The 15,476-nt window shown below is 63.8% G+C and carries 8 protein-coding genes; 6 read left to right on the forward strand and 2 right to left on the reverse strand.

The window, feature by feature from the left end:
• Positions 1 to 213: 213 nt before the first annotated feature.
• A complete protein-coding gene (msrA, locus tag FY112_RS24535) occupies positions 214 to 918 on the reverse strand; it encodes a peptide-methionine (S)-S-oxide reductase MsrA (protein WP_151519466.1) in 705 nt (234 codons plus the stop codon).
• A 199-nt stretch (positions 919 to 1,117) separates the two neighbouring features.
• On the opposite strand from msrA, the gene FY112_RS24540 reads away from it, so the two are divergent.
• From FY112_RS24540 to cueR, 5 genes are all read left to right on the forward strand, one after another.
• A complete protein-coding gene (locus FY112_RS24540; RefSeq protein ID WP_151519467.1) occupies positions 1,118 to 6,586 on the forward strand; it encodes an alpha-2-macroglobulin family protein in 5,469 nt (1,822 codons plus the stop codon).
• A complete protein-coding gene (gene pbpC, locus FY112_RS24545; RefSeq protein WP_151519468.1) occupies positions 6,583 to 8,661 on the forward strand; it encodes a penicillin-binding protein 1C in 2,079 nt (692 codons plus the stop codon). The genes FY112_RS24540 and pbpC overlap by 4 nt, the downstream gene beginning before the upstream one ends.
• 103 nt (positions 8,662 to 8,764) lie before the next feature.
• Complete coding sequence (treY, locus tag FY112_RS24550; RefSeq protein WP_151519469.1) at positions 8,765 to 11,374, forward strand: malto-oligosyltrehalose synthase; 2,610 nt, start codon at positions 8,765 to 8,767, stop codon at positions 11,372 to 11,374.
• Between the two features lie 107 nt (positions 11,375 to 11,481).
• On the forward strand, positions 11,482 to 14,001 hold the full coding sequence (locus FY112_RS24555) for a heavy metal translocating P-type ATPase (protein WP_151519470.1): 2,520 nt from the start codon (positions 11,482 to 11,484) through the stop codon (positions 13,999 to 14,001).
• A gap of 9 nt (positions 14,002 to 14,010) precedes the next feature.
• Positions 14,011 to 14,400: a Cu(I)-responsive transcriptional regulator gene (gene cueR / locus FY112_RS24560; RefSeq protein WP_026158357.1), complete on the forward strand. Its 390-nt coding sequence runs from the start codon at positions 14,011 to 14,013 to the stop codon at positions 14,398 to 14,400.
• A 35-nt stretch (positions 14,401 to 14,435) separates the two neighbouring features.
• Here cueR and FY112_RS24565 read toward each other — a convergent pair whose 3' ends face one another.
• Entirely contained in the window at positions 14,436 to 14,744 is a 309-nt protein-coding gene (locus FY112_RS24565; RefSeq protein ID WP_151519471.1) for a hypothetical protein, read from the reverse strand.
• Between the two features lie 186 nt (positions 14,745 to 14,930).
• On the opposite strand from FY112_RS24565, the gene FY112_RS24570 reads away from it, so the two are divergent.
• Positions 14,931 to 15,470, forward strand: a complete 540-nt coding sequence (locus FY112_RS24570) for a sigma-70 family RNA polymerase sigma factor (protein ID WP_151519472.1) — start codon at positions 14,931 to 14,933, stop codon at positions 15,468 to 15,470.
• The last annotated feature ends 6 nt before the right edge of the window (positions 15,471 to 15,476 follow it).

Here is a 15,476-nt window from a genome sequence, read left to right on the forward strand (position 1 = left end):
ACGCCTGTACTTCTAAAGAGGGATCCGCTCCGGCAGCCTATCCCACGCGAAACTCAAGGTGGTAACGGGCAACTCGACGATATGTTCCGCGGTGGAACGCCGTTTTTTATATTTAAGATATTGTTAACGTTGATAAATTCTTAAGTGCACAGAGTTGGCGAAAAAAAGGCGGCACCATGGCCGCCCCCGATAATGCCAGCACCGATGGGTTAATCAGCCCTTGACCTTCATCACGAGCACCGGTTTGCCGCGGTAGTCGGCGGGAAACAGCGACTTCAGGTTCTCGATTTTCGGCAGATCGTTGTGGACGATATAGGGATAGGTCGGATTGAGCGTCAGGAAATCCTGATGATAGGCTTCGGCCGGATAGAAACCTGTCGTTTCGGATACTTTGGTGACGATCGGCTGCGGGAAGGCATGCGCCTTGTCGAGCTGGCTGATATAACTCTCGGCGACCTTGCGCTGTTGCGGATCTGAGACGAACACCGCCGAACGGTACTGCGTTCCCCGGTCCGGACCCTGGAAATTCAGCTGCGTCGGGTTGTGCGCCACCGAGAAGAAGATCTGCAGCAACTTGCCGTAGCTCACCTGTTTCGGATCGAACGTCACCTGGACGGCTTCGGCGTGACCCGTCGAGCCGGTGCTGACGGTTTCATACTGCGCCGTTTTGGCGTCGCCGCCGGCATAACCGGAGACGGCGCTCTCGACACCCTTCACGTGCTGGAAGACGCCCTGGACACCCCAGAAACAGCCGCCGGCGAAAATGGCGGTCTCGGTGCCTGCGCTGGCCACCTCGTCAACGGCCGGCGGCGGGATGACGACGGCATCCTCGGCCGCGTCCGCGGCACACACGCCGAGCGAGAATAGAGTGGCAGCAAGGAGCGCGGCAAGGCTCCTGCGGTGGGAAGACGTGGACATGGCGCTACCTCCTGCGACGGCCCAAATACTTGCTCATCCTTGTAGATGCCGCAAATCACAAGGCGGTCACTCACGCCGATGTGACAGCCAGACGAAAGCGCCTGTGCGAACATGAAACAGCGCTCAACTTGAGTTGACAATCTCGCGAGGAGTGAGGACAGTGCCCGCCGGTCAGAGCCAGCATTTCCGGGGGGAAACTATGTCCGTGCGCTCGTTCTTCGCTTTCGCGACAATCGCATTTTCCATGATCGCCATCAGCTTTCCCGCCGTCGCTGCGGACACCAAGCGCGACATCCAGACGATCAAGGACGCCGATTTCTTCGGCTTCGATCTTCGCACCGAGCAGAACGTCTCGCTCGATCAGTGCAAGACCTCCTGCATCGGCGACAAGAGCTGCAAGGCCTTCACCTACAATCCCAAGGTGAAATGGTGCTTCCTCAAATCCGATTTCAAGACAATGAACGCCTTCCCCGGCGCCATCGCCGGCAAGATCGTCGAAACGGCCGGCCAACAGGAGCGGGATATCGGTGCTGCGCCGCGCCTGACCTTCCTGAGCAACGATCTCATCCAGCAGGCCCACGACTTCAAGGACAATCTCACGCTTGCCGAGGACCAGCAGGGCCAGGGCGTCGACAGCCTGACGGCCAACGCCCGCCTCGACCTCACCGCCAACAATCTGGCCGACGCGCTGAAGTCCTTCCATGGTGCGCTGTCGATCACACCTGACGACGCCGATCTCTGGCTCGAAACCGCCCGCGCAGCAGCCTCGCTCGGCAGCGCCGAGAGTAGCACGACGGGACAGGCGGTGGTCGACGCGCTGAACGGTTACGAGCTGACGCGCACCACCTCCAAACGCGCCGAGGCGCTCGCCGTGCTCGCCACTGCGCTGGAGCGGAATGCCAATTACCGCCCGGCGCTCGACGCCTACAAGGCGAGCCTGGCGCTTGTCGGTGCCAAGGATGTGCAGGCGGCCTACCTGCAGCTGAAATCGACGCAGGGCTTCCGCGTCACCGAACACACGGTCGATGCCGACAGCGCCACGCCGCGTGCCTGCGTCACCTTCTCCGAGGCGCTGGTCAAAACCACCGACTACACGCCCTTCGTGATGCTGAACGGCGAAGCGCCGAAGGCGCTGGAAACCAAGAACAAGCAGATCTGCGTCGAGGGGCTGACGCATGGCCAGACCTACAAGATCGCCTTCCGTACGGGCCTGCCGTCATCAGTCGACGAGGTGCTCGAAGCACCTGTCAGCATCGACGTCTATATCAAGGACCGCAGCCAGATGGTGCGTTTCACCGGCGACAGCTTCGTGCTGCCCTCGACGGCGCGCCGCGGCATCCCGATCGTCTCGGTCAACATGACCTCGGCCAACTTGAAACTCTACCGCATCGGCGATCGTGCCATCGCGCCGCTGCTGACCAATTCGCAGTTCCTGAGCCAGCTCGACGGCTACAGCGCCCAGAACATCCAGGATCAGAACGGCGAACTCGTCTGGCAGGGCTCGATCGATATCGCCAACGAGCTCAACAAGGACATCGTCACCAGCTTCCCGGTCGACGAGGCGCTGCCCGAACGTAAGCCCGGCATCTATGTGATGACCGCAACGGCGGCAAACGGCCCGGCGCAGGAGTGGGATTCGCAGGCGACGCAATGGTTCCTGGTCTCCGATATCGGCGTCACCACCTATGCCGGCACGGACGGGCTCAACGTCTTTACCCGCTCGCTCGCCTCGGCCAAGCCGATATCAGGCGTCGAGCTGCAGCTGCTCGCAAAGAACAATGAAGTCCTCGGCACCGCGACGACCGACGCGGACGGCCGCGCCACCTTCACCGCCGGCCTGATCCGCGGCACGGCGGCGCTGACGCCCGCCGTCGTTACCGCCAGGAACGGGACCTTGGACTACGTCTTCCTCGACATGACGCGGGCCGGCTTCGACCTTTCCGACCGCGGCGTGACGGGTCGCGCGGCACCCGGCGCGATCGACGTGCTGACGTTTACCGAACGCGGCATCTACCGCGCCGGCGAGACGGTGCATGCGCAGTCGCTCGCCCGCGACACCGATGGCAACGCCATCGAGAACCTGCCGCTCACCTTCATCTTCAGCCGCCCCGACGGTGTCGAAGACCGGCGGATCGTCAACCAGACCAGCAATCTCGGCGGTTATACCGTCGATTTCCCGACCCAGGAAAACGCCATGCGCGGCACCTGGACGATGAACATCTATACCGATCCCAAGGGCAGCGCGATCGCCACCAAGAGTTTCCTCGTCGACGATTTCGTGCCCGATCGCACCGACATGGAGATCAAGACCGAGGCCAAGGAAGTCGGTCCGGACACGCCGGCGACGATCACCGTTTCGGGCAAATATCTCTACGGCGCCCCGGCCGCCGGCCTGACGCTCGAAGGCGACGTCGTCATCAAGCCGACGCGCGAGAGCGCGGCCCACAAGGGCTTCTTCTTCGGGCTTGCCGACGAAGAGGCGAGCGAGGATTCGCGCCTGCCGATCGGCGGCCTGCCGGAACTCGACGAGAATGGCGAAGCCTCGACGGATCTCACCATCAGCGAACTGCCGGCAACGACGCAACTGCTCAACGCCACGGTCTATATGCGCATGCAGGAGGCGGGTGGGCGCGCCATCGAGCGCACGCTGACCATTCCGGTGAAGAACGAGCGCGCGTCGATCGGCATCAAGCCGGAATTTTCCGACGACCTGCCGGAGAACTCGATCGCCAACTTCACGGTGATCGGCGTCAATGCCGATGGACAGAAGCAGGAGGCGAAGGGCCTGCGCTGGAAATTCTACAGCCTCAACCGTGAGTACCAATGGTATCGCGAGGGAACGGCATGGAAATATGAGCCGGTCTATACCGCCGAGCAGGTCTCCAACGGCAGCGTCGACGCGACGATGGACGGCGGCAAGATCTCCGTGCCGGTGGGCTGGGGCCGCTATCGCCTCGAAGTGGAAAGCCCCGATGCGGACGGTCCGACCTCCAGCGTCGAACTGGACGCCGGCTGGTTCGTGAGCTCGACCTCGACCGAAACGCCCGATGGGCTGGAAATCGCCCTCGACAAGGACAGTTACAAGATCGGTGAAACCGCCAAGCTGAAAGTCACCTCGCGCCATGGCGGCGAACTGATGGTGACATCAGGAACCGAAAAGCTGGTTGCCGTGCAGAACGCCACGATCGGCGAGACCGGCGGCGAGGTCGATATCCCCGTCACGGCTGATTGGGGTGCCGGCGCCTATGTGACCGCCACGCTCTTCCGTCCCGGCGACGCCCAGGACAGCCATATGCCGATGCGCTCGATCGGCATCAAATGGCTGAAAGTCGACCCCGAACAGCGCGCGCTGCAGGTAACGCTCGACACGCCTGAAAAGATGCTGCCGCGCGGGCCACTGAACATTGGCCTGCAGGTGGCAGGCGCCGGCGCCAACGAGGACGCCTATGTGACGGTAGCCGCCGTCGATGTCGGCATTCTCAACCTGACGCGCTACGAACCGCCGAACCCGGAGGACTGGTATTTCGGCCAGCGCCAGCTCGGCCTTGAAATCCGCGACCTCTATGGCCGCCTGATCGATGGCTCGCTGGGTGCGACCGGTAAGCTTCGGACCGGCGGTGATGGCGGTGCCATCGCGCTGCAGGCAAGCCCGCCGACGCAGAAGCTCGTCGCATTCTTCTCCGGGCCGGTGAGGCTCGACGCCGAAGGCAAGGCCAATGTCTCCTTCGACATCCCGCAGTTCAACGGCACGGCACGCGTCATGGCGGTCGCCTGGTCGAAATCAGGCGTCGGCCACGGCGTCAAGGATGTCATCATCCGCGATCCTGTCGTGGTGACCGCAAGCCTGCCGAAGTTCCTCTCCCCCGGCGACAAGGCCAATCTGCGCCTCGACATCGCCAATACCGATGCACCGGCCGGCGATTACAAGCTGCAGCTGACCGGCAATGACGCGGTCGGCATTGAGCAGGCATCCGCCTCGCAGACGATCCGCCTTGAGGCCGGCGCGAAATCCGAGCTGACGCTTTCGCTCATCGGCAAACAGCCGGGCGCCGGCAGCGTCTCGATCAACCTCTCCGACGCTTCCGGCCTTTCGCTCGACCAGACGATCGACGTGCCGGTGCGCCCGGCCTCCTTGCCGATCACCGAACGTAGGGTGCTGGCGCTGAAGCCGGGGGCAAAGCTCACCGTCGACAAGAACCTGCTCGCCGACAGTGTGCTGCCCGGCGCCTCGATCAGCGTCAACGTCACCCGTTCGGCCGCCTTCGATATCCCGGCCCTGCTGATGACGCTCGACCGCTATCCCCTCGGCTGCGCCGAGCAGACCACCAGCCGGGCGCTGCCGCTGCTCTACCTCGCCGAGGTGGCGAAGCAGGCCGGCATGGCAAACGATGATGATGTGAAGAAGCGCGTGCAGGATGCGATCTACCGCGTGCTCTCCTATCAGGCCTCGGCCGGCAGCTTCGGCCTCTGGGGGCCGGATTCGGGCGATGTCTGGCTCGATTCCTATGTCACCGATTTCCTGACACGGGCCCGCGAAATGAAATACGACGTGCCGGAAAGGGCTTTCGTGCAGGCGCTCGAAAACCTGCAGAACACGTTGTCCTACACCACCGACATCAAGGGCCAGGGCGACCAGATCGCCTATGCCATCTACGTCCTTGCCCGCAACAAGAAGGCTGCGATCAGCGATCTGCGTTACTATGCCGATACGATGATCAACGACTTCCCGACGCCGCTCGCCAAGGCGCATATCGCCGCCGCGCTGGCGCTCTACGGCGATGCGCAGCGTTCGAAGAATATTTTCCTCGACGCGCTGCAGATGTCGGAGCAGTCGATGGTGTCGCGCGTGAACCTGTCGCGCACCGACTACGGCACGATCCTGCGCGACGGCGCGGCGATCCTGGCGCTTGCCGCCGAAAGCCGGCCGGTGCCGCCCGTCATCCCGGAACTTGCCAAGGCGGTCGGCAAGGAATGGCAGCGCAGCAAATACAAGAGCACGCAGGAAGAGGCCTGGATGCTGCTCGCCGCGCGCGCCATCCAGGGCGGTGACGATGGCCTGAAGGTCGATGTCAATGGCGCCGCGCACACCCGTGCCTACATGGCACGCATGACCGGCGATGCCCTGGCTGGCCATCCGCTGACGCTGACCAACCAGACCAACGACACGGTCTCGGCGGTGGTCACCACCGTTGCCGCCCCGACAGTGCCGCTGCCGGCCGGCGGCGACGGCTTCATCATCGAGCGGACTTATTACACGCTCGACGGCGAGCAGGCGAATGTCAGCGAGGCGAAGCAGAACGAACGCTACGTCGTCGTCATCCATGTGCGCGAAACCAATGACTGGCCGTCGCGCATCGTCATTACCGACCTTCTGCCCGCCGGCTTCGAGATCGACAATCCTAACCTCGTCGACAGCGCCCAGATGACGAATTTCGACTGGATCGGCGAGATCTCCGCTGCCCATACCGAATTCCGCTACGACCGCTTCGTTGCCGCCTTCAACCGTGCAGCAGGCGACAACCGCGAATTCAACGTCGCCTATGTCGTGCGCGCCGTCACCCCCGGCACCTACGACCATCCGGCCGCAAACGTCGAGGATATGTACCGGCCGGAGCTTTCGGCCCGCACGGCAACAGGCAAGATGGAGGTCGTGACGGCGCAACCATGAGGCGGCGGCACAAGTTTGCGATCGGGTTGGCTGCCGGCATCATTCTTGCCGGCGCGGCTCTCTTTGCGCTCGATGCCGCCGACAAGGCCTTTCCGCCGCCGCTGGACAGGGCAAATGCCGTGTCTGCCGAAGTGCTGGATGCCGATGGGCAATTGTTGCGTGCCTTTGCGACGTCGGAAGGCCGCTGGCGGCTGAAGACGACGGTCCCCGAGGTCGATCCGCAATTCCTGCGCATGCTGATCGCCTATGAGGACCAGCGTTTCTACGATCACGGCGGCATCGACCCCTGGGCGCTCGGGCGCGCTGCCGCGCAATTGGTCGGCAACGGCCGCATCGTTTCCGGCGCCTCGACGCTGTCAATGCAGGTGGCGCGGCTGATCGAGCCGCGCGAAGGGCGCTCGCTTTCGGCAAAGCTCTTGCAATTGGTGCGCGCCGTGCAGATCGAGCGGCGGCTGTCGAAGGAAGAGATCCTCGACCTTTATCTGACGCATGCGCCCTATGGCGGCAATCTGGAAGGCGTGCGCGCCGCAAGCCTTGCCTATTTCGGCAAGGAACCGCGGCGCCTGACGGTCGCCGAGGCGGCGCTGCTCGTCGCCCTGCCGCAATTGCCGGAACGGCGCCGGCCGGACCGCAAGCTGAAGGCAGCCGAGGCCGCGCGCAAGCGTGTGCTCGACCGCGTCGCGGTCGCCGAGGCCGTTGGCGACGGTGAAGCCGAACGGGCCGAGGGTGTCGCGATCCCGGCCCGGCGCATGCAGTTGCCGGCACTTGCCGCCCATGTCGCCGAAGCAGCACTGCGCAATGAGCCGACGGTTCTCAAGCATCAGACGACGCTGAGGAAACAGGTGCAGCAAGGGCTGGAGGCCGTTGCGCGGGCAGCGGCCATGAAGCTCGGGCCGAAGCTTTCGCTCGCCATGATAATGGCCGATGCGCAGACCGGCGCGATCGTCGGCGAGGTCGGCTCGGCCGATTATTTCGACGCCAGCCGCTCCGGCTGGATCGACATGACGCGCGTCAATCGCTCGCCGGGCTCGACGCTGAAGCCCTTCATCTATGGGCTGGCCTTCGAGCAGGGCCTGGTGTCCCAGGAGACGATCATCGAAGACCGGCCCGCCGATTTCTTCGGCTACCGGCCGCGCAATTTCGACATGAGCTACCAGGGCGACGTCACCGTGCGCGAGGCGCTGCAGCTTTCGCTGAACGTGCCGGCCGTCAAGCTGCTCGATGCCGTCGGGCCGTCACGGCTGATGGTGCGCTTCCGCCGCGCCGAAGTACACCCGGTCCTGCCGCCGAACGAGGCGCCGGGGCTTGCGATCGGGCTTGGCGGCGTCGGCATCACACTGAAGGATCTGGTGCAGCTCTATACGGCGCTCGCCAATCGCGGCCAGCCGGTTAGGCTCGGCGACGGCGTCACCGGGGCACCGGCCAAGCTCGACGGCGAACCGCTGCTGGAACCGGTCGCGGTCTGGAACGTCGCCGATATTCTCTCCGGCGTCATTCCCCCCGCAGGCGCGCCGCAGCGCGGCATCGCTTACAAGACCGGCACGAGCTACGGCTATCGCGACGCCTGGTCGGTCGGCTATGATGGCCACTATGTGCTCGGCGTCTGGGTCGGGCGGCCTGACAACAGCGCCGTGCCGGGCTTGACCGGTTATGGTACCGCAGCACCCATCCTGTTTGAAGGTTTCGCCAAATCAGGCATCGCGACGACGCCGCTGCCCCGCCCGCCCGCGGGAGCCGTGCGCATCGCCCAGTCCGAGCTGCCGATAAGCCAGCGGCGTTTCGCCCTCAATGCCAGCGGCCTGCTCGCCTCCGGCCGCGAGGCCGCACCGCAGATCATCTATCCGCCCGAAGGCGCGCATGTCGATCTCGGTGCCGGAGAAGGCGAGCTGTCGGCGCTGATGCTGAAGCTGCAGGGCGGCCGTGCGCCGTTCCGCTGGCTTGCCAACGGCAAGCCGCTGCCCGACCTCTCCCGCCGGCGCACCCAGCAATGGCTGCCCGATGGCGGCGGCTACTCGAAACTGACCGTCATCGACTCGGCCGGACGCGCCGCAAGCGTCGGCGTTTTCATCGACTAACGTATTGTTCCTCGCGCGTCTGGAAGGACGCGCGGCGTCGTAAGGGAACAAAAGCCGCGCTGCAACCGTTGGGGACAATCTCCTTCCAACGTCAGACGGCCCCATGACACTTCCGACAGCGACCTACCGGATACAATTCCGCAACGGCATGACCTTCGATTGCGCCTGCGACCTCGTCCCCTACCTCAAGACGCTCGGCATCAGCCACCTCTACGCCTCGCCGATCTTCACCGCCGTCAGCGGCTCTACCCACGGCTATGACGTCACCGATGCCAACGAGATCGACCCGGCGCTCGGCGGTCGGGCAGGATTCGAACGGCTGACGGAAAGCCTTGCCTCGGCGGGCATGGGGCTGATCCTCGACATCGTCCCCAACCACATGTCGGCCTCGCCGGAAAACGGCTGGTGGCGCGACGTGCTGACATCTGGCCGGCAAAGCGCCTATTTCAGCCATTTCGACATCGACTGGAGCGAACCGCTGACGCTGCCGCAGCTCGGCCAGGACTTCGAGGGAGCACTGGCCGACGGCGAACTGCGCATCACGCTCGACGAAACGCACGGTAACTTCGCCTTCGGTCATTTCGAGACGCTGTTGCCACTCAACCCCGGGAGTTACGGAGCGATCGCAAACCGGCTCGACGATCCGGTAGCAACGCGAATGGCGGAGGCTGGAGCGGTCACCTCGGGCGAGAATTTCAACCGCGCGATGCGTGACATTCTCTTCGAAGGCGGCGATCGGGCCGTGCTCCGGCAAAAACTCGAAGAGGTCTCGGCCGATCGCGATTTCGTCAGAAGCCTGCATGAGGCACAGCATTGGCGGCTGACCCACTGGAAGGAGGCGGCACGACATCTGAGCTATCGCCGCTTTTTCGAGGTGACCGGACTGGTCGGCATCCGCGTTGAAGATCCCCCCGTGTTCGAGGACATGCACCGGCTGGCGATCGAACTGGTGCGCCATGGCAAGGTGCAGGGCCTGCGTATCGATCATGTCGACGGGCTCGCCGAACCCACGGCCTATCTCGACAGGCTGCGGGAGGCTGCCGGACCGGACACCTATATCGTCGTGGAAAAGATCCTGGGAACCGGCGAGGTCCTGCCGGAGAGCTGGCCGGTCGCCGGCACCACGGGATATGAATTCATCGCCGCGCTGGGCGAGTTGTTCATCGACGGCGCCGGTCTGCGCATATTAGACGATGCCTATCGCGGCGTCGCCGGTGAGACGGGCGATCTCGAGGAGGGTCGGCGAATTGCCAAGCGACTGATGATCGAACGCAATTTCGCCGGCGAGACCGACAGGCTGGTGTCGATCGCAGCAGGCATCTTTCCCGAGGTGAAGAGAGGCGAGATCGCCACCGCGCTCAGCGAGTTGCTGATCGCCTTTCCCGTCTACCGCACCTATGGCGACGGCGGACCGCTTTCCTGGCAGGATTCAGCGGTGCTTGCGGCAACCGCGTCGCAAGCCATGGCGCAGCTCGACGATCGGCGTGCATGCGACCATGTGCTGAAGCTTCTCGAAGGCAAGGTCGAAGGTGACGCGGCCCATGACTTCCGTATCCGCTTCCAGCAATTGAGCGGGCCGGTGATGGCGAAGGCGACGGAAGATACGCTGTTCTACCGCTATAACAGGCTGCTTGCCGCAAACGAAGTCGGCGGCGAACCGGGCAAGGCGCCTGGCGGCCCGGAGGAATTCCACCGCCGCATGGCCGAACGGGCGCGGCTGCAGCCGCATGGGCTTTCGGCAAGCGCCACCCACGACACCAAACGCGGCGAGGATGCGCGCGCAAGGCTTTATGCGTTGAGCGAGGGCGCGGATGTTTTTGCCCAGGCGGTCGAGCGTTGGCGCGACATGAACCGGCCGTGGCTGAAGGATCTGCCGGAGGGCGCAGCGCCGGAGCCGAATGTCGAATGGATGCTCTATCAGGCCCTGGCCGGCATCTGGCCGGAGGATTTCGACCGAGGACAGACGGAAGAACTCCGCGCACGCTTCACCGATTATGCGGTCAAGGCCGTGCGCGAGGCGAAACTGCGCAGCGGCTGGACAGAACAGGATGCCGCTTACGAGGAAGCGGTCACCACCTATGCTGCGGCACTGGTTTCGCCTGACAATGACGTCTTCCTCGAGGATTTCGAAAGGGTACTGCAGCCTTTCATCGCGGCGGGTTACCTCAACAGCCTGTCGCAGACGCTGCTCAAGCTGACTGCCCCCGGCATTCCCGATATTTACCAGGGTGCGGAGGGCTTTGATTTCAGCCTCGTCGATCCCGACAACCGCCGGCCGGTCGACCATCAGCCGCTGACGGCCTGGTTGGCCGAATCCGGGCCGATCGCCAAACTGCAGGCGGCGGCGTTGAAGCAGCGCCTTGTTGGGATCGGCCTGCAGCTGCGCCAGCGGCAGGCAGACCTCTTTGCTGGAGGCGACTATCTGCCGCTGAAGGTGACGGGCAACCGGCGCGACCATGTGCTTGCCTTTGCCCGGGTGCATAAGGATGATTGCGCCATCATCGCGGTGCCGCGGCTGATGTTCGGCTGGCTCGATCCAGGCGTGCTCTTTGCCGGTGCGGAATTCTGGGAGGATACGGCGGTTGCCGTCCCCTCCCCGCTTCATGGTCTGAAGGCCGATCTGGTGACCGGAAAGACAATCGAGCCCGGTGGCAGCATTTCAATCGCCGCCCTGCTCGGGAGCCAGCCGGTCGGGCTGATCACCCCGATCTGACGATCAGCCGTCGCAAAAATCGAATCCATGAAAATAGTGCTTGACCTTCCAGTCACTGGAAGGTGGATAAGCCTATCCAACGGCCCTCCGGGCCATAGGAGATAGTCATGGATTCTAAACACGATCACCATCACGGCCACGCCAATGGGGATAATCATTGCTGCTCCGGTCATGATCAGGAGAAGCTTGCCGAGGCGGTGATCCGCGATCCTGTCTGCGGCATGACGGTCGCCCCCCGCGTCGGCAAGCCCTCGCTCGATTATGACGGCCGCACCTATCATTTCTGCTCCGAAGGCTGCCGGACAAAGTTTGCGGCTGCGCCGCAGGATTACCTGAGCGCGAAGGACCCCGTCTGCGGCATGACCGTCGATCGCTCGACGGCGAAACACTTTCTGAAAGTCGACGGCGAGAAATTCTATTTCTGCTCGGCCGCCTGCCGAGCGAAGTTCGAAGCCGACCCAGAAGCCTATCGCAACGGCAACCGCCCAGCGGCACAGCCGGCACCCAAGGGTACGCTTTATACCTGCCCGATGCATCCGGAGGTCATCAGTGATCGTCCCGGCGACTGCCCGAAATGCGGCATGGCGCTGGAGCCGATGGGCATTCCGCCTGAGGACGAAGGCCCGAACCCGGAACTCGTCGATTTCATCAGGCGACTCTGGGTGAGCGCCATTCTTGCCATACCTTTGTTGGCGCTCGGCATGGGGCCGATGCTGGGCCTGCCGCTGCGGGACGCGATCGGCGAGCCGCAGACGACCATCATCGAACTCTTACTGGCAACGCCGGTGGTGCTCTGGGCGGCCCTGCCCTTCTTCCGCCGCGCATTGGCGTCGCTTGCCAACCGCAGCCCGAATATGTGGACACTGATCGGTCTCGGCGTCGGCACCGCCTATGTCTACAGCGTCGTCGCCACGCTCGCGCCCGGCATCTTCCCGATGAGCTTCCGAGGCCATGGCGATGCCGTACCGGTCTATTTCGAGGCGGCAGCCGTCATCGTCGCGCTCGTTTTCGTCGGCCAGGTGCTGGAACTGAAAGCGCGCGAACGTACCGGCTCGGCAATCCGTGCTTTGCTCGACCTTGCGCCGAAGACGGCGCGGCGCATCGATGCCGAGGGCAGCGAGAACGACGTGCCGGTGGACCAGATCCAGCCTGGTGATCGCCTCCGCGTGCGCCCCGGCGAGCGGGTGCCGGTGGACGGCTCCGTCCTCGAAGGCCAGTCGACCGTCGATGAATCGATGATCACTGGTGAGCCCCTGCCTCTGGAGAAGTCGAAGGGCGACCCGCTGACCGGCGGCACGATCAACAAGAACGGCACATTCGTCATGGCCGCCGAGAAGGTCGGCGCAGACACGGTGCTGTCGCGTATCGTCGACATGGTCGCCAAGGCGCAACGCTCGCGGGCGCCGATCCAGGGTGCGGTCGACCGGGTCTCGGCCGTCTTCGTGCCGGCGGTGGTTGCGGTCGCCATCCTTGCCTTCATCGTCTGGGCCGCGATCGGCCCGGAGCCGAGCATGGCCAATGGGCTGCTTGCCGCCGTTGCCGTTCTCATCATCGCCTGCCCCTGTGCACTCGGCCTTGCAACGCCGATGTCGATCATGATCGCGACCGGGCGCGGCGCGCAGGAAGGCGTGCTGATCAAGGACGCCGAAGCGCTGGAGCGTTTTTCAAAGGTCGACACGCTGATCGTCGACAAGACCGGCACGCTGACTGAAGGCAAGCCGAAGCTTACCGATATCGTCGCCTTCGGCGGGGTTAGCGAAAACAGGCTGCTGTCGCTGGCGGCAAGCCTGGAGCGCGGCTCCGAACATCCGCTGGCCGAAGCGATCGTTTCCGGTGCCGAGGAGCGTGGCGTCACCTTCGTCGAGGTCAGCGGCTTCGAGGCAAAGACCGGTAAGGGCGTTCAGGGCCTTGCCGACGGCACGTCGGTGGCGCTTGGCAATGCGGCGATGCTTACCGATCTCGGCATTGATCCGGCGGTACTCGCCGAGCAGACCGAAGCGCTGCGCGGTGACGGCAAGACAGTGATGTTCGTGGTGTTCGACGGTGCGCTTGCCGGTCTTGTCGCCGTCGCCGACCGAATCAAGCCGACGACAGCAGCCGCCATCAAGGCGCTGCACGACAGCGGGTTGAAGATCATCATGGCGACAGGCGACAACGAGCGGACGGCGCGTGCGGTGGCAAAAAGCCTCGGCATCGACGAGGTGCGCGCCGACGTGCTTCCAGAAGGCAAGAAGGCGCTGATCGACGAGTTGCGTACCAAGGGCGCCATCATCGCCATGGCCGGTGACGGCGTCAACGACGCGCCGGCGCTTGCCGCCGCCGATGTCGGCATCGCCATGGGTACCGGCGCCGACGTCGCGATGGAAAGCGCCGGCATCACATTGGTAAAGGGCGATTTGAACGGCATCGTCAGGGCGCGGCGGCTGGCGGAGGCGACGATGCGAAACATCCGCCAGAACCTCGGCTTCGCCTTCGGCTACAACGCGCTCGGCGTACCGGTCGCGGCCGGCATGCTCTATCCGATCTTCGGGCTGCTGCTGTCGCCGATGATCGCGGCGGCGGCGATGAGCCTGTCCTCCGTCTCGGTGATATCAAATGCGCTGAGACTGCGCTTTGCAAAACTATAGGTGATGGCGATGAATATCGGCGAAGCATCGGAACGGTCCGGCCTGCCTTCCAAGACCATCCGCTACTACGAGGACATCGGCCTCATCCGCCCCGAAAGGGGCGGAAACGGCTATCGCGACTATGCCGCGACCGACATCCACAAGCTGCGATTCCTACAGCGCTCGCGCGGCCTCGGCTTTTCCGTCGAGGAATGCCGTCAATTGCTGGCGCTCTACGAGGACAAGGACCGGGCGAGCGCCGACGTCAAGGATATTGCTGAAACCAAGCTTGCCGAGATCGACCGCAAGATCCGCGAACTGACGGAACTGCGCCGCACGCTCGAGCATCTCGTGCATGCCTGCCACGGCAACGACAGGCCGGACTGTCCGATCCTCGAAGAGCTTTCGGACGGCAGCTGACCGGAGAGCAGGCGTCGCGTTTCAGATGATCTGCATCAGGAAAGCTGAGGAATGTTCTGGTTGGCCGCCTGCGAGGATTGAGGCTGCTCGTCGGGGCCCTCGTCTTCGCCGTCGTCCAGTACGCCGTCATCCAACCGATGCTTGATCGCGAGCGCATAGATCACGTCGAGAATATTGCGGTCCTTCAGGTGAGAATCGGTCAGGGCGAGAAGCGAGGCCCGGACGATCTTCCTGCTGGTGGCCTTCGGACAACGCACCTTGACGAAATCGTAGAGCGCCTGATCGGTCAGCCCTTCCATGGCGCCGTCCACGAGAGCTTCGTAGACCCGCTTCTTTTCCTTCATTCTTTCTATTCCCCTCCAAATCAGCGGCGCCATGATCTGTCATGTAATTGTCATAAACAATCGCGGATTTAAGGCGCCCGTCCGCTGGAGAGGGATATTTGAGATGATCCGGCGACGGTTTCGGCCCCGCATGATTTTTTTACGCCCGCCGGGAATAAAATCCACCGGATTTCCGTATACTCAATCATGGAACGCAAAGATCGCCCCTTTGATGTCATTGGACAGCTTGCAGCGCTGCGGCGCTACGCTCGCTCGCTGGTGCGCAATTCGGACGAGGCGGAGGATCTGGTGCATGATGCGCTGGTGCGCGCCTTCGAGAAGCGGAAAAGCTTCCGCAGCGGCGGCAACCTGCGCACCTGGCTGCTCTCCATCCTGCACAATGCCCATATCGATCGTCTTCGCCAGAACCGGTCGTTGACGCGCCGCCACGACGAGGCGGCTGTCGAAGCCGAGCAGTCGCTGCCGGCCGGCCAGGAACACGCCGTACGCCTGCAGCAGGTGCGCGACGCCTTCTTCGACCTGCCGGAGGAACAGCGCGAGGCGCTGCAGCTCGTCGCGATCGAAGACCTTTCCTACCCGGAGGCCGCCGAGGCGCTTGGCAGTCCAGTGGGGACGCTGATGTCGCGCATCCCCCGCGCCCGCTCTAAACTGCGCGAATTCGAGGAGAAGACGCCGCGGGTTTCGCCTCTGAGATTAATCGGAGGGAACGGCAATGAAAGCAGTTGATCCGAT

Origin of the sequence: Rhizobium sp. PEPV16, from assembly GCF_008919455.1 — a bacterium.
Classification (GTDB): domain Bacteria; phylum Pseudomonadota; class Alphaproteobacteria; order Rhizobiales; family Rhizobiaceae; genus Rhizobium; species Rhizobium leguminosarum_Q.